The sequence below is a fragment of the Streptomyces sp. LBL genome (genome assembly GCF_029893585.1).
In the GTDB taxonomy this organism is placed as follows: domain Bacteria; phylum Actinomycetota; class Actinomycetes; order Streptomycetales; family Streptomycetaceae; genus Streptomyces.
Window position 1 is genome coordinate 15,891 of record NZ_JARXYX010000040.1, and the last position, 17,835, is coordinate 33,725.

15 protein-coding genes and 1 pseudogene are annotated in these 17,835 nt (G+C 68.5%); 10 read left to right on the top strand and 6 right to left on the bottom strand.

Annotation, left to right across the window (positions count from 1 at the left end):
• Positions 1-263 precede the first annotated feature (263 nt).
• From M2271_RS36145 to M2271_RS36160, 4 genes are all read left to right on the top strand, one after another.
• Positions 264-4,070 (top strand): multifunctional oxoglutarate decarboxylase/oxoglutarate dehydrogenase thiamine pyrophosphate-binding subunit/dihydrolipoyllysine-residue succinyltransferase subunit, encoded by a 3,807-nt coding sequence (locus tag M2271_RS36145; RefSeq protein ID WP_280891695.1) that lies wholly within the window; start codon positions 264-266, stop codon positions 4,068-4,070.
• Between the two features lie 87 nt (positions 4,071-4,157).
• Entirely contained in the window at positions 4,158-4,340 is a 183-nt protein-coding gene (locus M2271_RS36150; RefSeq protein ID WP_067236968.1) for a DUF6104 family protein, read from the top strand.
• A gap of 250 nt (positions 4,341-4,590) precedes the next feature.
• A complete protein-coding gene (locus M2271_RS36155) occupies positions 4,591-5,592 on the top strand; it encodes a DUF4097 family beta strand repeat-containing protein (RefSeq protein WP_280891696.1) in 1,002 nt (333 codons plus the stop codon).
• Position 5,593: 1 nt separating this feature from the next.
• Positions 5,594-6,673, top strand: coding sequence for a helix-turn-helix transcriptional regulator (locus tag M2271_RS36160; RefSeq protein ID WP_280891697.1), 1,080 nt, complete (start codon positions 5,594-5,596; stop codon positions 6,671-6,673).
• Positions 6,674-6,777: 104 nt separating this feature from the next.
• Here M2271_RS36160 and M2271_RS36165 read toward each other — a convergent pair.
• The 3 genes and pseudogenes from M2271_RS36165 to M2271_RS36175 form a co-directional block, all read right to left on the bottom strand.
• A pseudogene (locus M2271_RS36165) lies at positions 6,778-6,903 on the bottom strand (peptidase); the annotation flags it as partial.
• Positions 6,904-6,959: 56 nt separating this feature from the next.
• Positions 6,960-7,925 (bottom strand): zinc-binding dehydrogenase, encoded by a 966-nt coding sequence (locus M2271_RS36170; RefSeq protein WP_280891698.1) that lies wholly within the window; start codon positions 7,923-7,925, stop codon positions 6,960-6,962.
• A gap of 382 nt (positions 7,926-8,307) precedes the next feature.
• Positions 8,308-9,531 (bottom strand): NADP-dependent malic enzyme, encoded by a 1,224-nt coding sequence (locus M2271_RS36175; protein ID WP_280891699.1) that lies wholly within the window; start codon positions 9,529-9,531, stop codon positions 8,308-8,310.
• Positions 9,532-10,175: 644 nt separating this feature from the next.
• On the opposite strand from M2271_RS36175, the gene M2271_RS36180 reads away from it, so the two are divergent.
• From M2271_RS36180 to M2271_RS36190, 3 genes are read left to right on the top strand one after another with little or no spacing between them, the layout of a single operon-like run.
• On the top strand, positions 10,176-11,132 hold the full coding sequence (locus M2271_RS36180; protein WP_280891700.1) for an ABC transporter substrate-binding protein: 957 nt from the start codon (positions 10,176-10,178) through the stop codon (positions 11,130-11,132).
• A gap of 35 nt (positions 11,133-11,167) precedes the next feature.
• Positions 11,168-12,094 (top strand): amino acid ABC transporter permease, encoded by a 927-nt coding sequence (locus tag M2271_RS36185; protein WP_280891701.1) that lies wholly within the window; start codon positions 11,168-11,170, stop codon positions 12,092-12,094.
• 50 nt (positions 12,095-12,144) lie between these two features.
• The gene (locus M2271_RS36190) at positions 12,145-12,897 is read left to right on the top strand and encodes an amino acid ABC transporter ATP-binding protein (protein ID WP_280891751.1); all 753 of its coding nucleotides are present in this window, start codon (positions 12,145-12,147) and stop codon (positions 12,895-12,897) included.
• A 68-nt stretch (positions 12,898-12,965) separates the two neighbouring features.
• On the opposite strand, the gene M2271_RS36195 is transcribed toward M2271_RS36190, so the two are convergent.
• Positions 12,966-13,367 (bottom strand): hypothetical protein, encoded by a 402-nt coding sequence (locus tag M2271_RS36195; RefSeq protein WP_280891702.1) that lies wholly within the window; start codon positions 13,365-13,367, stop codon positions 12,966-12,968.
• 512 nt (positions 13,368-13,879) lie between these two features.
• Between M2271_RS36195 and M2271_RS36200 the strand changes: the two genes are divergently transcribed.
• Entirely contained in the window at positions 13,880-14,509 is a 630-nt protein-coding gene (locus M2271_RS36200) for a CGNR zinc finger domain-containing protein (RefSeq protein ID WP_280891703.1), read from the top strand.
• On the opposite strand, the gene sodX is transcribed toward M2271_RS36200, so the two are convergent.
• Positions 14,413-14,847, bottom strand: a complete 435-nt coding sequence (sodX, locus tag M2271_RS36205) for a nickel-type superoxide dismutase maturation protease (RefSeq protein WP_280891704.1) — start codon at positions 14,845-14,847, stop codon at positions 14,413-14,415. The genes M2271_RS36200 and sodX overlap by 97 nt on opposite strands.
• 145 nt (positions 14,848-14,992) lie before the next feature.
• Here sodX and sodN point away from each other — a divergent pair, with 145 nt between their 5' ends.
• Positions 14,993-15,388 (top strand): superoxide dismutase, Ni, encoded by a 396-nt coding sequence (gene sodN / locus M2271_RS36210; RefSeq protein ID WP_030928916.1) that lies wholly within the window; start codon positions 14,993-14,995, stop codon positions 15,386-15,388.
• A 251-nt stretch (positions 15,389-15,639) separates the two neighbouring features.
• Here the strand turns inward: sodN and M2271_RS36215 are convergent, their stop codons facing one another.
• Positions 15,640-16,326 carry a DUF2848 domain-containing protein gene (locus M2271_RS36215; RefSeq protein ID WP_280891705.1) on the bottom strand — a complete coding sequence of 229 codons (687 nt, stop codon included), beginning with the start codon at positions 16,324-16,326 and terminating at the stop codon, positions 15,640-15,642.
• 122 nt (positions 16,327-16,448) lie between these two features.
• Here M2271_RS36215 and M2271_RS36220 point away from each other — a divergent pair, with 122 nt between their 5' ends.
• Positions 16,449-17,807, top strand: coding sequence for an MFS transporter (locus M2271_RS36220; RefSeq protein WP_280891706.1), 1,359 nt, complete (start codon positions 16,449-16,451; stop codon positions 17,805-17,807).
• Positions 17,808-17,835: the final 28 nt, after the last annotated feature.

Genomic DNA, 17,835 nt, shown 5'->3' on the forward strand with positions numbered 1-17,835 from the left:
CGCAAGATCCACGAGCGTCCGCACAGCTGGACACGTGTGATCAGGCACAGGCCCGCGCGCTCGGCGCGCCGAGGCCGGGCCGAGCCATCCCCTATGAAGCGGAACTACGCTTGTTTCCCGCCATTTCCACCCCCGAAACCCGCTCTTCGATGTGACTTGCACGACGATGAGCGGGCCCGGCCTGACCTTCCCGGTCAAGGGGGCGTAGCCTTTATTCCCGCTGTCCATCACCTTGTGAGAAGCGGAAGAGGGCGGTTGCCGCCGTGTCGCCACAGTCCCCCAGTAACTCGAGCATCTCGACCGACACCGACCATGCGGGCAAGAACCCCGCGGCCGCGTTCGGACCCAATGAGTGGCTCGTCGACGAGATCTATCAGCAGTACCTCCAGGACCCGAACTCGGTAGACCGTGCCTGGTGGGACTTCTTTGCCGACTACAAGCCGGGGGCAGCTGTCGCCTCGGCTCCGGCGGGTACTGCGGCCGCGGGGGCCGCAGGGACCACCACCCCGGCCCGGACCGCACCCGCGGCCCCACCGGCCCAGGCGCCAGCTCCAGCGCAGGCTGCTCCGGCTCCTGCAGCGAAGCCCGCCGCCGCGGCTCCGGCGCCCGCCAAGGCCGCCGCGCCCGCCCAGGCTCCGGCTCCGGCCGCGAAGCCGGCCGCCGCCAAGCCGGCGGCCAAGGCCGAGCCCGCCGGGGCCCCGGAGGGCCCTGAGCTGGTGACGCTGCGCGGTCCCGCCGCCGCGGTCGCGAAGAACATGAACGCCTCCCTGGAGCTGCCCACGGCCACGTCCGTGCGCGCGGTCCCGGTGAAGCTGCTCTTCGACAACCGCATCGTCATCAACAACCATCTGAAGCGGGCCCGGGGCGGGAAGATCTCCTTCACGCACCTGATCGGCTACGCGATGGTGCAGGCCATCAAGGCCATGCCGTCGATGAACTGGCACTACGCGGAGAAGGACGGGAAGCCCACCCTCGTCAAGCCCGCGCACATCACCTTCGGCCTGGCCATCGACCTGGTGAAGCCGAACGGTGACCGCCAGCTCGTCGTCGCCGGCATCAAGAAGGCCGAGACGCTGAACTTCTTCGAGTTCTGGCAGGCCTACGAGGACATCGTCCGCCGCGCCCGTGACGGCAAGCTGACGATGGACGACTTCACCGGCGTGACGGTCTCCCTGACCAACCCCGGCGGCCTCGGCACCGTGCACTCCGTGCCCCGCCTGATGCCCGGCCAGTCGGTCATCATGGGCGTCGGCTCCATGGACTACCCCGCGGAGTTCCAGGGCACCTCCCAGGACACCCTGAACAAGCTCGGCATCGCGAAGGTCATGACGCTCACGTCGACCTACGACCACCGGGTGATCCAGGGCGCCGCGTCCGGCGAGTTCCTGCGGGTCGTCGCGAACCTCCTCCTCGGCGAGCAGGGCTTCTACGACGACATCTTCGAGGCGCTGCGCATCCCGTACGAGCCGGTCCGCTGGCTCAAGGACATCGACGCCTCGCACGACGACGACGTCACCAAGGCCGCCCGGGTCTTCGAGCTGATCCACTCCTACCGGGTCCGCGGCCACGTCATGGCCGACACCGACCCGCTGGAGTACAAGCAGCGCAAGCACCCCGACCTGGACATCACCGAGCACGGGCTCACCCTCTGGGACCTGGAGCGCGAGTTCGCGGTCGGCGGCTTCGCCGGCAAGTCGATGATGAAGCTGCGCGACATCCTCGGCGTCCTGCGCGACTCCTACTGCCGCACCACCGGCGTCGAGTTCATGCACATCCAGGACCCGAAGCAGCGCAAGTGGATCCAGGACCGCATCGAGCGCTCACACTCCAAGCCGGAGCGCGAGGAGCAGCTGCGCATCCTGCGCCGGCTGAACGCGGCGGAGGCCTTCGAGACCTTCCTGCAGACGAAGTACGTCGGCCAGAAGCGCTTCTCGCTCGAAGGCGGCGAGTCGGTCATCCCGCTCCTCGACGCGGTCATCGACAGCGCGGCCGAATCCCGTCTCGACGAGGTCGTCATCGGCATGGCCCACCGCGGCCGCCTCAACGTCCTCGCGAACATCGTCGGCAAGTCGTACGCGCAGATCTTCCGCGAGTTCGAGGGCAACCTCGACCCGAAGTCGATGCACGGCTCCGGCGACGTGAAGTACCACCTGGGTGCCGAGGGCGTGTTCACCGGTCTGGACGGCGAGCAGATCAAGGTCTCGCTGGCCGCCAACCCGTCGCACCTCGAGGCGGTCGACCCGATCCTCGAGGGTGTCGTCCGCGCCAAGCAGGACGTCATCAACAAGGGCGGCACCGACTTCACGGTCCTGCCGGTCGCCCTGCACGGCGACGCGGCCTTCGCGGGCCAGGGCGTGGTCGCGGAGACCCTGAACATGTCGCAGCTGCGCGGCTACCGCACCGGCGGCACGGTCCACATCGTCATCAACAACCAGGTCGGTTTCACGGCGGCGCCCGAGTCCTCGCGCTCCTCCATGTACTCGACCGACGTGGCCCGCATGATCGAGGCCCCGATCTTCCACGTGAACGGCGACGACCCGGAGGCCGTGGTCCGCGTCGCGCGGCTGGCGTTCGAGTTCCGCCAGGCGTTCAACAAGGACGTGGTGATCGACCTCATCTGCTACCGCCGCCGCGGTCACAACGAGTCGGACAACCCGGCGTTCACGCAGCCGCTGATGTACGACCTGATCGACAAGAAGCGCTCGGTGCGCAAGCTGTACACCGAGTCCCTGATCGGTCGCGGCGACATCACCCTGGAAGAGGCCGAGCAGGCCCTGCAGGACTACCAGGGCCAGCTGGAGAAGGTCTTCACGGAGGTCCGCGAGGCCACCGCGCAGCCGGCGTCCGTGGAGTCCTCGGACCCGCAGGCGGAGTTCCCGGTGGCGGTCAGCACGGCCGTCTCCACGGAGGTCGTCAAGCGGATCGCCGAGTCCCAGGTCAACATCCCCGACCGCATCACCGTCCACCCGCGGCTGCTGCCCCAGCTGCAGCGCCGGGCGGCCATGGTCGAGGACGGCACGATCGACTGGGGCATGGGCGAGACGCTGGCGGTCGGCTCCCTCCTCCTGGAGGGCATCCCGGTCCGTCTGTCCGGCCAGGACTCGCAGCGCGGCACGTTCGGCCAGCGCCACGCCGTGATCATCGACCGCGAGACCGGCGACGAGTTCACGCCGCTGATGTACCTCTCCGAGGAGCAGGCGCGCTACAACGTCTACAACTCCCTCCTGTCCGAGTACGCGGTGATGGGCTTCGAGTACGGCTACTCGCTGGCCCGCCCCGACGCGCTCGTCATGTGGGAGGCGCAGTTCGGCGACTTCGTCAACGGCGCGCAGACGGTCGTGGACGAGTTCATCTCGTCGGCGGAGCAGAAGTGGAACCAGACGAGCGGCGTCACGCTCCTCCTCCCCCACGGCTACGAGGGCCAGGGACCGGACCACTCGTCCGCCCGCCCGGAGCGCTTCCTCCAGCTGTGCGCGCAGAACAACATGACGGTCGCGATGCCGACGCTCCCGTCGAACTACTTCCACCTCCTGCGGTGGCAGGTGCACAACCCGCACCACAAGCCGCTGGTCGTCTTCACCCCGAAGTCGATGCTGCGCCTGAAGGCGGCGGCCTCGAAGGCGGAGGAGTTCACCACGGGCCAGTTCCGCCCGGTCATCGGCGACGCGTCGGTGGACCCGGCGGCGGTCAAGAAGGTCGTCTTCACCGCGGGCAAGGTCTACTACGACCTCGATGCCGAGCGGAAGAAGCGCGGCGCCACGGACACGGCGATCATCCGCATCGAGCGCCTGTACCCGCTCCCGGGTGCCGAGCTCCAGGCCGAGATCGCCAAGTACCCGAACGCCGAGAAGTACCTGTGGGCCCAGGAGGAGCCGGCGAACCAGGGTGCCTGGCCGTTCATCGCCCTCAACCTGATCGACCACCTGGACCTGGCGGTCGGCGCGGACGTGCCTCACGGCGAGCGTCTGCGGCGCATCTCCCGCCCGCACGGCTCGTCGCCGGCCGTCGGTTCGGCGAAGCGGCACCAGGCGGAGCAGGAGCAGCTGGTGCGTGAGGTGTTCGAGGCGTAACCGCCACCCTCACAGGCTGTACGTGACCGGGCCGCACCCTCTATCGGGGGTGCGGCCCGGCCGTTTCCTCGCATTTATCCTTGAGCCATGTACTTCACGGACCGAGGCATCGAAGAGCTGGAGAAGCGGCGAGGCCAGGAGGAGGTCACCTTCGAATGGCTCGCCGAGCAGCTGCGGACCTTCGTCGATCTGAACCCGGACTTCGAGGTGCCGGTGGAGCGGCTGGCGACGTGGCTGGCTCGGCTGGACGACGAGGACGACGACGAGTAGCCGAGCGAGGGGAACCACGCGTAGCCGGGCGGCGGGGACTACGAGTGGACGGGCGGCGGGGACTGCGAGTAGACGGGCGACAGGTGGACGAGTCGCCGGGCAGAGACCGATTTCGGCACAGGGCGCCCCTCGGGGCGCCCTTCGCTGTGAGCGGATCCCCCGAACGAGTGTCTTGACTTTCCGTGTCCGCGATATATCGTGAATAGCGAGAGGACGCGATATGGCGCGTTGCGACGGGGAGGTCTGCACCATGCCCGAATGGTCACTGACGGAGCCCACCAAGCTCACATTCGATGATCCCGTCACTACCCTCCACGTACGCATCGTCAGTGGAACGGTGAACGTGGTGGGTACGGACGAAGGTTCCGCCCGCCTGGAAGTGTCCGAGATCCAGGGCCCACCCCTGGTGGTGACCCAGGACGCCGGCACGCTCACGGTGGCCTACGACGACCTGCCCTGGAAGGGTTTCCTCAAGTGGCTCGACCGCAAGGCCTGGCGACGCAGCGCCGTCGTCTCGCTGGCCGTGTCGGCCGACACCCGCGTGCAGGTGGGCGTGGTCGACGCCGGGGCCGTCGTCTCCGGGGTGCGCGGGGCGTCGGTGGTCAAGGGCGTCAACGGCGACACGACACTCGTCGCACTCTCCGGCCCGGTCCACGCCGACACGGTCTCCGGAAACCTGGAGGCACAGGCCGTCACCGGCGACCTCCGGTTCAACTCGGTCTCCGGGGATCTCACGGTCGTCGAGGGCTCCGGTCCCTCGGTGCGGGCCGACTCGGTCAGCGGTTCCATGATCGTCGACCTGGATCCGGACGGACCCACCGACGTCAGGCTGACCAGCGTCTCAGGTGAGATCGCGATCCGGCTGCCCCAGCCGGCGGACGCGGACGTCGAGGCCAACACCGCGAGCGGCACGATCTCCAACGCCTTCGACGGCCTCCGGGTGCACGGCCAGTGGGGCGCCCACAAGATCACCGGCCGCCTCGGCGCGGGCACCGGCAAGCTCCGCGCAACGACCGTCTCCGGCTCGATCGCCCTGCTGCGCCGGCCACCCCGCGAGGACGAGAGCGGACCGCACGAGGACGAGAGCGGACCGTCGGGGCACGAGAGCGGACCGCGGAAGGACGCCGACACCGCGACCGGCGCCCCGGCGGACGGGCCGTGGGAGACCTCGGGGGACAATTCCGTTACCGGCCCGGGCACCGGACCCACCAGCGCCCCGGCCGACGGCACGACCGACAAGAAGGTGCTCTGACATGCCCCCCGTCTTCGCCCACGGCCGCCTCCGTCTCTACCTGCTGAAGCTGTTGGACGAGGCCCCGCGTCACGGCTACGAGGTGATCCGCCTCCTGGAAGAGCGTTTCCAGGGCCTGTACGCACCCTCCGCGGGCACGGTGTACCCTCGCCTGTCCAAGCTGGAGGCCGAGGGCCTGGTCACCCACACCACGGAGGGCGGCCGCAAGGTGTACGCCATCACGGACGCCGGCCGCGCCGAGTTGGCCGACCGCAGTGGCGAACTGGCCGACCTGGAGCTGGAGATCCGCGATTCGGTCGCGGAACTCGCCGCCGAGATCCGGTCCGACGTGCGCGGCGCGGCGGGAGACCTGCGGCGCGAGATGCGGGCGGCGGCCTCCGAGGCCCGCAACGGTCCCGCTCCCCGGGGCGCCGACGGTAAGGCGGTCGGCGAACAGGGCGGCTCTTTCGGGGACTTCACGGACCACACCGACAACGAGGCGTGGCGCATCGCCAAGGAGGAGATGCGCCGGGTCAAGCAGGAGTGGAAGGAACAGGCTCGCCGTGCCAAGGACGAGAGCCGGCGCGCCCGTGAGGAGGCCCAGCGGGCCCGCCGCCAGGCCAAGGAGGCCCAGGAGCACGCCCGGACACAGGCCCAGGAGGAGGTACAGCGCATCGCCCGGCGCGTCCAGGAACAGGTGCAGGACCACTTCGCGCGGGGCGACTGGCCGACGGGCGTCCGCGAGGGCCTGACCGAACTGGCCAAGGAATTCGGCGAGTTCGGAAAGGACTACGGCAAAGAGTTCGGGAAGGACTTCGGCTTCGGCAGGGGCCACGGCGGCGCAGAGAAGGCCGCCCCGGCACCCGAGTACTCGCACACCCCGGAGGACTTCCCCGCCCAGTACGAACCGTCGTGGGCCCACGAGGACCCCACCGACGACCCGGCCCGCGACCTGGACCGTCTCCTCGACCGCTTCCGCGACGACATCCGCGACACCGCCCGCGATCACGGAGTAACAGCCGACCAAGTCCGCGACACCCGCCGCCACCTCTCCACTGCGGCCGCCCACATCGGGGCACTCCTGCGCACCCCGAAGACCTGAGCAACGCCCTTGGGGCGGTACGGCCGGCCAACCGCCCCCGGACCGACAACGCGGCCGGGCGCCCGTCCCGCCCACATCGACGTCAGCCGCGCTCCTCCCAGCCTTCAGCCCGCCTTGGCGTCTCCCCCGCCATACCTCACACGGGTCAGCGTCTCGTACGTCACGCCGTGGTCGGCGAGAACCTCGGCGGGGACGCCTGGGCGGGCGGTGAGGGCCAGCGGCAGGTGCTCCGCCACGTCGGAGTGCGCCTCCGAGCGCTCGGCCTGCTCGACCGCCCCTCGCACCCCTAGTCTCCCGTCAGGACGACCTTGCCGAACTGGTCACCGGACTCCAGCCTTTCGAACCCCTCACGGGCCCGGTCCAGGGGAAGCACCTGGTCGATGACAGGGCGTACGCCCGTGGCGGCGCAGAAGGAGAGCAGATCCTCCAGCTCGTCCTTGGTCCCCATCGTCGACCCCACGACCTTGAGCTCCAGGAAGAAGATCCGCGTCAGCTCGGCGTGCGAGGGCCGGTCACCGCTCGTTGCCCCGGAGATGACGAGCGTGCCGCCCGGCTTCAGCGACTTGACCGAGTGCGACCAGGTGGCCGCGCCGACGGTCTCGACCACGGCGTCCACGCGCTGCGGCAGCCGCGCCCCCGACTCCAGTGCCTCCACGGCCCCCAGCTCGACGGCCCGCTTGCGCTTCGCCTCGTCCCGGCTGGTGGCGAAGACCCGCAGCCCCGCGGCCTTCCCGAGCACGATGGCGGCGGTGGCGACGCCGCCGCCCGCGCCCTGGACGAGGACGGAGTCGCCGGGACGTACACCGGCGTTGGTGAAGAGCATCCGGTACGCCGTCAGCCAGGCGGTGGGCAGACAGGCGGCCTCCTCGAAGGAGAGTTCCTCGGGCTTCGGGAGGAGGTTCCAGGTCGGTACGGCGACCTGCTCGGCGAACGTGCCCTGGTAGCGCTCGGTGAGGATGGAGCGGGATTCCTTCGGGCCGACGCCGTGACCGGTCTGGCCGATGACGGAGTGCAGGACGACCTCGTTGCCGTCCTCGTCGACGCCGGCGGCGTCACACCCGAGGATCATCGGCAGCTTGTCCTCTGCGAGGCCGACGCCGCGCAGGGACCACAGGTCGTGATGGTTGAGGGAAGCGGCCTTGACGTTGACGGTGCTCCAGCCGGGGCGGGCCTCGGGCGCGGGACGCTCTCCCACCTCAAGGCCACAAAGAGGCTGGTCGCGGTCGATGCGGGCGGCGTAGGCAGCGAACATGACCTTGACGATAGGCTCCGCCGACGGCGCGGGGAACCGGACGGCTCTGTGACACACGCCCTCTTGCCTCGGCGCACTCCACCCGGCACAGCCCGGTACGACCTCGCACCGCCCAGCACAGCCCGGTACCACCTCGCACCGCCCGCACCACCGGGCTCACCCGCACCCGCACCCGCACCACGGGCCTCACCCCGCACCACCCGAACTGCCGCAGCCTCCAGGTAAAGAAAACGGCCCCGCCCAGATCAACCAGGACGGGACCATTCACCCAGCGCCCGCGACTCAGCGCCGGCTACACCCCGGCAGCGACTCAGCGCAGCACCTCAGCGCCTCAGTACCTCAGTACCTCAGCGCCTCAGCACCAGCAACTCCGTGGCACGACTCAGAGCCGAGCCACGCCCTCCGCCCGAGCCGCCGCGGCGACCGCGGCCGTGACCGCGGGTGCGACGCGCTCGTCGAACGGCGAGGGAATGACGTAGTCCGCGGCCAAGTCGTCCCCGACCACCGCCGCCAGCGCCTCGGCCGCCGCGATCTTCATGCCCTCCGTGATCCGCGACGCCCGCACCTGCAGCGCGCCCGCGAAGATCCCGGGAAACGCCAGCACGTTGTTGATCTGGTTCGGGAAGTCCGACCGCCCGGTGGCCACGACCGCCGCGTACTTGTGCGCGACCTCGGGATGCACCTCGGGATTCGGGTTGGCCATGGCGAAGACGAACGCGCCCTGCGCCATCGAGGCCACCGCCGGCTCCGGCACCGTACCGCCGGACACCCCGATGAAGACGTCGGCGCCTTCCAGCGCCGCCTCCAGCGACCCGCTGATCCCGGCCTTGTTCGTGAAGGAGGCCAGCTCCTGCTTGACGGACGTCAGATCGTCCCGGTCCCCCGACACGATCCCCTTGCGGTCCGCGACCGCAACGTCCCCGATCCCGGCCTCGATCAGCATCTTCGCGATGGCGACACCGGCCGCGCCCGCGCCCGAGATCACCGCCCGCAGATCCCCGAGGCCTCGCCCCGTCAGCCGTGCGGCGTTCCGCAGAGCAGCCAGCGTCACGACCGCCGTACCGTGCTGGTCGTCGTGGAAGACCGGAATGTTCAGCCGCTCCTGCAGCTTCCGCTCGATCTCGAAGCACCGCGGCGCCGAGATGTCCTCCAGGTTCACGCCACCGAACGACGGCGCGAGCCGCACCACGGTCTCCACGATCTCGTCCACGTCCGTGCAGTCGAGCGCGATCGGCACCGCGTCGACGCCGCCGAACTGCTTGAAGAGGATCGCCTTGCCCTCCATCACCGGGAGGGAGGCCTCGGGCCCGATGTCACCGAGCCCCAGCACCGCCGTACCGTCGGTCACGACGGCGACGACGGACGACTTCCAGGTGTAGTCGTAGACCAGCTCCGGCTGCTCGGCGATGGCGCTGCACACTTTCGCCACGCCGGGCGTGTACGCCAGGGACAGGTCGTCCTTGTCACGGATCGGCACGGTGGCCTGCACGGCCATCTTGCCGCCACGGTGCAGCGCGAACGCCGGATCGAAGGAATCGAGGGGCTCGGCCCTGCCCTCCTGCTCCGTACTGCTGTCGCTGCGAGGATTGACGATCTCCGCTGCCACTTTGTTCTACCCCTTAGGTATGCATGGTCGAGGGTGGCCACTCCTGGTTGAGAAGTGGGCGGGCACCGCGCACGGCCCTGATGGTGCCGCAGTGAAAGTGATGCTGCGTACGGGGGTACGTACGGGCACATACGCCACGGGCGCGCCGCACACGCGCCCTGAGCCCCGGATGAGGGGTGTAAAGAACCTTCTTACCGGACGGACCACGCCGAGGACGAGTCCACGGCACACAAGGCCAGCTAGATCACATCCCACAGAGCATCCCGCGACGCGGCGCGCGGCGCATCCCGCGGCGCATCCCGCATCCGACCCCCACACCCCTTCGCTTCCCGAGAGGCACCGAAGATCTTCCGGCCGGAAGCACACAATCCCACAGATGGTGCGGTCGGGATGTACCGACCTGATGCGGTTCGGGGGTCGCCCGTTATCCGATTTTGACATGGCGCGCCCCCTGAATACCTTCGTCCAAATGACAAGATGCCGTCATCGCACGAGGTCACGACATTCGAAGGCGTGTGCACTCGTCGACCAAGGACCAACCCAGGACCAACTCAGGACCAACCAGGGTCCAAGGCACCTGCCGAACGCATCGGCGGCTGCCCCGCCCCATCGGCAAACCCACCCTTCCGCCGGAGGAACCCACCATGACCGCAAGCTCCACCCGTCGTCCGACCGCCGCGCACTCCCGGCTAGGAGCGGTCGGTGCGATCGCGGTCGCAGGCGCCCTGCTGCTCACCGGCTGCGGTGACCAGACCAAGGACAAGAACTCGGACAGCAGCGCGGCGGCGAGCTCGGCGCCACTGGCGGACAAGCTGCCACAGGCGATCCGCGACAAGGGCGTCGTCAAGGTCGGTTCCGACATCGCGTACGCGCCCGTCGAGTTCAAGGACAAGTCCGGCAACGTCGCCGGCCTCGACCCGGAACTCGGGGCCGCGATGGGCAAGCAGCTCGGCGTCACGTTCCAATTCGAGAACGGCACCTTCGACGCCCTGCTCACCGGTCTGCGCTCCAACCGCTACGACATCGCCATGTCCGCGATGACCGACAACAAGAACCGTCAGGAGGGCGTCGACCCCGACACGGGCAAGAAGGTCGGCGAGGGTGTCGACTTCGTCGACTACCTGACCGCCGGTGTCTCGATCTACACGCGAAAGGGCGACACCGGTGGCATCACCACCTGGTCCGACCTGTGCGGAAAGAAGCTTGCCGTGGAGCGCGGCACCGTCTCGGAGGACCTGGCCAAGTCCGAGACCAAGAAGTGCACCGGCGGCAAGAAGATCACCATCGAGGCCTTCGACGACGACCAGCAGGCTCAGACCCGTCTGCGCTCCGGCGGCGCGGACGCGGCCTCCTCGGACTTCCCGGTTGCCGCGTACGCGGTGAAGACCTCCGGCGGAGGCAAGGACTTCCAGATCGTCGGCGACCAGGTCGAGGCGGCCCCGTACGGCATCGCGGTCTCCAAGGAGGACGTCCAGCTGCGGGACGCGCTGCAGGCGGCCATGAACGCGGTCATCAAGAACGGCGAGTACCAGAAGATCCTCGACAAGTGGGGCGCGGAGGACGGCGCCGTCAAGGAGTCCGTCGTCAACGGCGGCAAGTGACCGCGCATCCGAGCGGACACTGAGAGGTAACACCCGTGACTGCTGACACTGACAAGACGGTGGCTACCCCCTCGGCCGGACCGGAGCCCATCAAGGCCATCCCGGTCCGGCACTACGGACGGTACGTCACCGCAGTCATAGCCATCGCGATCCTCGTCGCGATCATTTACGCGTTCGGCCAGGGCAAGATCAACTGGAATGCCGTTCCGGACTACTTCTTCGACGACCGGATCATGACCGGCGTCGGCAAAACCCTCCTGCTGACGGTCCTGTCGATGGTGATCGGCATCGTGGGCGGCATCATCCTCGCGGTGATGCGCCTGTCGAAGAACCCGGTGACCTCGTCGATCTCCTGGTTCTACATCTGGTTCTTCCGGGGCACCCCGGTCCTGGTCCAGCTGTTCCTCTGGTTCAACCTGGGCCTGGTCTTCGAGTACATCAACCTCGGTCCGATCTACAAGGACTACTGGTCGGACTTCATGACGCCGCTTCTGACGGCGTTGCTCGGGCTCGGCCTCAACGAGGCCGCGTACATGGCGGAGATCTGCCGCGCCGGTCTGCTCGCCGTCGACGAGGGCCAGACCGAGGCAGCCCACGCGCTGGGCATGAGCCACGGCAAGACGCTGCGCCGGATCGTCATCCCGCAGGCGATGCGCGTGATCGTGCCGCCGACGGGCAACGAGGTCATCAACATGCTGAAGACGACCTCACTCGTGGCGCAGGTGCAGTTCGCGGAACTCTTCCGCTATGCCCAGGACATCGGCCAGAACTCCGGCGCCCCGGTGGAGATGTACTTCCTCGCCGCGGCCTGGTACCTGGTCATGACCTCGGTCCTGAGTGTGGGCCAGTACTACATCGAGCGGTACTACGCGCGCGGGTCGAGCCGCGCCCTGCCGCCGACCCCGTGGCAGAAGGTCAGGGCGCACCTGACGACCTTCTCGAGCAGGAAGGTCACGGCATGACCGACAAGACGGGCAAGACGGACGCCGTCCCGCGCGACGGATCCACCGCCATGGTCAAGGCCGAGGGCGTCCACAAGAACTTCGGCCCCGTCGAGGTCCTCAAGGGCATCGACCTGGAGGTGAGGTCCGGTGAGGTGTTCTGCCTCATCGGCCCCTCCGGCTCCGGCAAGTCGACCTTCCTCCGCTGCATCAACCACCTGGAGAAGATCAACACCGGCCGGCTCTACGTGGATGGGGAGCTGGTCGGATACCGCCAGAAGGGGGACAAGCTGTACGAGCTCAAGGACAGCGAAGTCGCCCTGAAGCGCCGGGACATCGGCATGGTCTTCCAGCGCTTCAACCTGTTCCCGCACATGACGGCGGCGGAGAACGTCATCGAGGCACCGATCCAGGTCAGGGGCACCAACAAGACCCAGGCCAGGGAGCGTGCGACGCAGCTCCTGGAGCGGGTGGGCCTGGCCGACAAAGCCGGGAGCTACCCCTCGCAACTCTCCGGCGGCCAGCAGCAGCGCGTCGCCATCGCCCGGGCCCTCGCCATGGACCCGAAGCTGATGCTCTTCGACGAGCCGACCTCGGCCCTCGACCCGGAGTTGGTCGGCGACGTCCTGGACGTCATGCGCGACCTCGCCGAGTCCGGCATGACGATGATCGTCGTCACCCACGAGATGGGCTTCGCCCGGGAGGTGGGCGACTCGCTGGTCTTCATGGATGACGGCGTGGTCGTCGAGTCCGGTCACCCGCGGGACGTGCTGACCAACCCCCAGCACGAGCGAACGCAGTCGTTCCTGTCCAAGGTGCTGTGAGCAAAAGCAGGGGGCCTGACGCCAATTACGGCGTTAGGCCCCCTGTTCACATTCCAACGGAACCGCAACTACCTCGGGGAGATGTATCCCGTGTACGCCCATGACGCGTTGTGCTTCGGGCCGGTGTTGCCGTCACGCGTGAACCCCATGAAGGACACGTAGTTGTTGGTTCCCTCCTTGAAGTCGTAGTCGCAGACGACTGGACCATTGTTCGATCCGTTGGCATCCGCACACTCGCCTTCGCGACCGGAGCCGTCATAGGCGTACCACTTGACGACCGCGCGCTCTCCGTCCGCCCTCAAGTCGTCAACAATGAACTTGTCACCATCGCCGTCGAAGCAGATGCTGTACGCCGACTGATCGACCGTACATGTCTTGGTGTAGGCCGAGGCAGGTGACGCCACGACTACACTTCCTGCCAGGACAAGCCCCAAAGTTGCCGCCGACGTGGCGATTGCCCGGATACTCATCTGATTCCCCTCCCGTGCTCGCGTCCTCGCGACTCACTCGAAGAGCCGACCAGGCGTCGAGCCCTTGACTATCTCTTGGCGACGACACTGCCATCAAGATGGTCCCGGCAGGAATGAATCTGAGCGAAAATTGAGCTTGATGCCTCGGATCCATTTCAGCGCGAGTTCCAACGTGTCCGAAATTCGAGCCGCACATCGGCCAAAACTCGCCGACCCGTTTCTTGCGCAGCACGTGCTTGTCGGCGGTCGCTGAACCTGGGTTCTGGATCAATTTCCGCGCCAGAGCCACGGTTCAGAGAACAGCGACAGTGCGCAGCCGCGCAGCGGACGGCGCGTCCCCGTCGGCGTCGCCCTCCACCTCTCCGTGCCTGGGCCGGGCCACCAGGTCCGATCGACAGATCTCACCACCAGGGGTGGCGTTTCACACGCTCGACATAGCACCGCTATTCACGTAATACCCTTAACATCAGCCACCCCTTACACAGGTACGCTCAGGAAGCCAAAGGACCCTCATGGAACTGGCCTATTACTCGGATTACGCCGTACGTCTCGTCAACAGCGAGGAACCGGCCCGGGGCAAGGACACGTTGACCTCGGTCGAGGCGATCCACGGCCTCTTCGGCGGGAACAAGGGGGTGGCCCGGCGTGCCACGGACGCGGACGTCACCCGGTTCCGGGGCGTACGGGCCCGTCTCCGGGCGGTCTTCCAGGCGGCGGACACCGGCGACGAGACCCTGGCGGTGGACCTGCTGAACTCCCTGCTGCTGGAGTTCCCGGTGAGCCCGCAGATCTCCGGCCACGACCACCGGGACGACGAGGACCGGCCGCTGTGGCACATGCACCTGGCGGACCACCCGTCCAACGCGACCGCCGGGTACGCGGCGATCGCGGCGATGGGCCTGGCCATCCACCTGACGGAGTACGGCGTGGACCGCCTGGGCCTGTGCGAGGCGGCCCCGTGCCGCAACGCCTACCTGGACACGTCCACCAACCGCTCCCGGCGCTACTGCTCCGACCGCTGCGCCACCCGCGCCAACGTGGCGGCCTACCGGGCCCGCAAACGCCTGGAGGCGGACCGGTCGGACAGCACGAGCCGGGCGGCCGACAGCGCCCAGCGCACCGCGGCGAACAGCGAGCGCTGATCCGGCTTCAGCGGCCGGTAACGGAAGCGGACCTTGCCCAGGACCAACTCGTCCGGCACGGTGCCGTAGTCGGTGCTGTCGCCGCCGGCGTACGGATTGTCGCCGAGCACCCACCAGCCCCCCTCACGCCGCTCCACGGCCCGCTTCACGACGAGCAGGTCCTGTTGGAACGGATGGCGCAGGACGACCACCTCCCCGGGCCTGATCCGGGCGCCCCACTGCACCACGAGACGGTCCCCGTGGCGGAGCGTGGGCACCATCGACGGCCCGGTCACCTCGGCCAACCCGAACGGCAGCACGGCGCCCCTGCGCTCGGTTTCCTGCGACAGCTCCGGCATCACCCGGCACCTCCCCGGTCCATCCTCCACCAGTCTCAGTCTGACCCTGGACTTTTGCCCTAAGCCCATGGGGGCACCCGCCAAAACCCTTCCCCCGGGGAGTAATGTCGCACCTGAGAAGACGATCACGAGGAAGGAATGCTTCATGCTTTCCCGCCTGTTTGCCCCCAAGGTCAAGGTCAGCGCCCACTGCGACCTGCCCTGCGGCGTGTACGACCCGGCCCAGGCCCGCATCGAGGCGGAGTCGGTCAAGGCTGTCCAGGAAAAGATGGCCGGCAACGACGACCCGCACTTCCAGGCACGCGCCACCGTCATCAAGGAGCAGCGTGCCGAGCTGGCCAAGCACCACGTCTCCGTGCTGTGGAGCGACTACTTCAAGCCCCCGCACTTCGAGAAGTACCCGGAGCTGCACCAGCTGGTCAACGACGCCCTGAAGGCCCTCTCGGCCGCCAAGGGTTCGACCGACCCCGCCACGGGCCAGAAGGCCCTGGACTACATCGCCCAGATCGACAAGATTTTCTGGGAAACCAAGAAGGCCTGATCTCCGATCATGCCGCTTGACCTGCGGTTTCTTTCGATCGCCTGGTCTAACTGCCCGCACCCGGTCCGCAGGACGCCGAGCTCGGCGTCCATGACGGTCCGGGTGCGGTCTTTTTCGCTCGGCGGACGCACGGCCGAGAACCAGCTGGACCCGCCGGCGCCCGCCCCGCCGCCGTCGACGAGGGCGCAGGCGCAGGCGCAGGCGCAGGCCGGAGATCGTAAACAGCCGCTCCGGGCCGTCGGCGGGCCGTTTCAGCCGATCGGTTCCGGCAGCGGGACGACCTCGTAGGCCAGGCGGATCGTGTCTCCGGTGGCCGGATCGCCCAGTTCCACGCGCCAGGCCTCGGCGAACTGGTCCACGTCCTCGGTCATCGGAATCGTCCCGGAGATGAGAACGGTACCGGGCACCAAGTCGCCGCGGGAGCGCAGGACTTCGGCCCAGTAGCCCGGAGTGAGCAACTCCGCGAGCGTGCCGCGCTGGATCTCGGTCTCCTGCCCGCGGTGGGTGACCCAGGCCCGCAGCGTGAGGTCGTCGACGCGCGCCTGGACGTCGTCCAGGCGCCAGGCACGGCGGGCGATCACGTCCGGGCCCGCGTTCTTGCTCCAGGCGACTCCGTGCACCTCGAGATCCCGGTCGGTGTGATCGCAGGCGGCCGTGAGCAGCAGCTCACCGTCCGCGGCGACGACCAGGGCCCACTCGGCCTCGCCGGAGGTGCGCGCGTGCTGGACGGCGACCCGGTCGGTCTGCTGGGCCAGATACGGGGAGACGGGGTAGAGCGCCGGGGTCACGGACGGCGCGGGAACACCGAGTTCGGCCAACTCCGCAACGTGCGCGGCGACCTCGCCCTGGCTGCGCCCGGCATACCCGGCGTTGAACACTTGATGGACGTCGACGTCACGGGTGGAACCGTCGGGCAGCTCGAAGGTCAGCACGGCCACAAGAACTCCTGAAAGGGTCGGTTTCGAAGCGGTTAACTTCCGGCGCGGGACTTGCGCATACGACCTGTATACAAGAAGTATGCCGAAAGGTCGATGTCCCCACGACGCAAGGAACAGGCAGCATGCAACCCACCCAGCAGGCCACGGCGACGCCGCGCCCCGGCCGCTCAGGTATCCGCCGCGCCTTCTTCGCCAGCCTCACCGGGACCGCCCTGGAGTGGTACGACTTCGCGGTCTACTCGGCCGCCGCGGCCCTGGTCTTCGGCGATCTGTTCTTCCCCTCGGAAGACCCCCTCACGGGCACCCTCCTGGCGTTCTCCACCTATGCCGTCGGTTATGTCTCCCGCCCACTGGGCGGTTTCGTCTTCGGCTGGCTCGGCGATGTGATCGGCCGCAAGAAGGTCCTCATCGCCACGCTGGTCCTGATCGGCGTGGCCACCTTCCTGATCGGGCTGCTGCCCGCCTACGGCACGGTCGGCGTGGCCGCGCCGATCGCCCTGGTCGTGCTGCGCTTCGCGCAGGGAGTCGGGGTGGGCGGCGAGTGGGGCGGCGCCGTCCTGCTGTCCAGCGAGTTCGGCGACCCGCGTCGCCGCGGTTTCTACGCGTCGGCCGCCCAGATCGGACCGCCTGCGGGCAACCTGCTGGCCAATGGCGTCCTGGCCACGCTCGGCGCCCTGCTGACGGAAGACCAGTTCCTTTCCTGGGGCTGGCGCGTGGCGTTCCTGCTGTCCGGTGCGCTGGTCGCCTTCGGCCTGTGGATCCGGGCGAAGCTGGAGGAGACACCGGTGTTCAAGGCGATGGAGGCCGAGGGCACCCGGCCCGAGGCGCCGGTCCGCGAGGTGTTCACCACCGAGCCCCGCGCGCTGTTCGCGGCCATTCTCAGCCGGGTGGCCCCCGACGTGCTCTACGCGATGTTCACCGTCTTCGTCCTGACCTACGCAACCGATGAACTGGGCATGTCGCGCGGCTCCGCGCTGATCGCCGTACTCATCGGCTCGTCGCTGCAGGTCTTCCTCATCCCGCTGGCCGGCGCCGTGTCCGACCGGGTCAACCGGCGTCTGCTGTACGGCTGCTCCGCCGTGGCCGCGGGCGTGTGGCCGTTCGTGTTCTTCCTCATGGTCGACGGCGGCAGCTGGATCCTGCTGGTGTGCGGCGTCGTCGGAGGACTCGTGATCCATTCCTTCATGTACGGGCCGCAGGCGGCCTTCGTCGCGGAGCAGTTCTCGCCGCGCCTGCGCTACACAGGCTCCTCGCTGGCCTACACGCTCGCCGGTCTCATCGGTGGCGCGATCGCTCCGCTGCTGTTCACCGCCCTGCTCAGCTCCTACGACAGCTGGGTTCCACTCGCGCTGTACATCGCGGTCGCCGCGGCCGTCACCATCGCAGGACTGGCCCTGGGCCGGGACGCCGACCAGGCCGGGGAAGAAGAGACGCGGCTCGTCCCCCACGCCACGACCGAACCCGCCGCCGAGATCACCTGAGCACGCGGCACACAGCCCCGGCTCCCCG

Bases quoted from the DNA above. Each gene is read 5' to 3' on its own strand.
- M2271_RS36180 (WP_280891700.1), top strand. From the start codon at position 10,176: ATGACCGCAAGCTCCACCCGTCGTCCGACCGCCGCGCACTCCCGGCTA.
- M2271_RS36190 (WP_280891751.1), top strand. From the start codon at position 12,145: ATGGTCAAGGCCGAGGGCGTCCACAAGAACTTCGGCCCCGTCGAGGTC.
- M2271_RS36150 (WP_067236968.1), top strand. From the start codon at position 4,158: ATGTACTTCACGGACCGAGGCATCGAAGAGCTGGAGAAGCGGCGAGGC.
- M2271_RS36200 (WP_280891703.1), top strand. From the start codon at position 13,880: ATGGAACTGGCCTATTACTCGGATTACGCCGTACGTCTCGTCAACAGC.
- M2271_RS36195 (WP_280891702.1), bottom strand. From the start codon at position 13,367: ATGAGTATCCGGGCAATCGCCACGTCGGCGGCAACTTTGGGGCTTGTC.
- sodN (WP_030928916.1), top strand. From the start codon at position 14,993: ATGCTTTCCCGCCTGTTTGCCCCCAAGGTCAAGGTCAGCGCCCACTGC.
- sodX (WP_280891704.1), bottom strand. From the start codon at position 14,847: ATGCCGGAGCTGTCGCAGGAAACCGAGCGCAGGGGCGCCGTGCTGCCG.
- M2271_RS36160 (WP_280891697.1), top strand. From the start codon at position 5,594: ATGCCCCCCGTCTTCGCCCACGGCCGCCTCCGTCTCTACCTGCTGAAG.
- M2271_RS36170 (WP_280891698.1), bottom strand. From the start codon at position 7,925: ATGTTCGCTGCCTACGCCGCCCGCATCGACCGCGACCAGCCTCTTTGT.
- M2271_RS36220 (WP_280891706.1), top strand. From the start codon at position 16,449: ATGCAACCCACCCAGCAGGCCACGGCGACGCCGCGCCCCGGCCGCTCA.
- M2271_RS36155 (WP_280891696.1), top strand. From the start codon at position 4,591: ATGCCCGAATGGTCACTGACGGAGCCCACCAAGCTCACATTCGATGAT.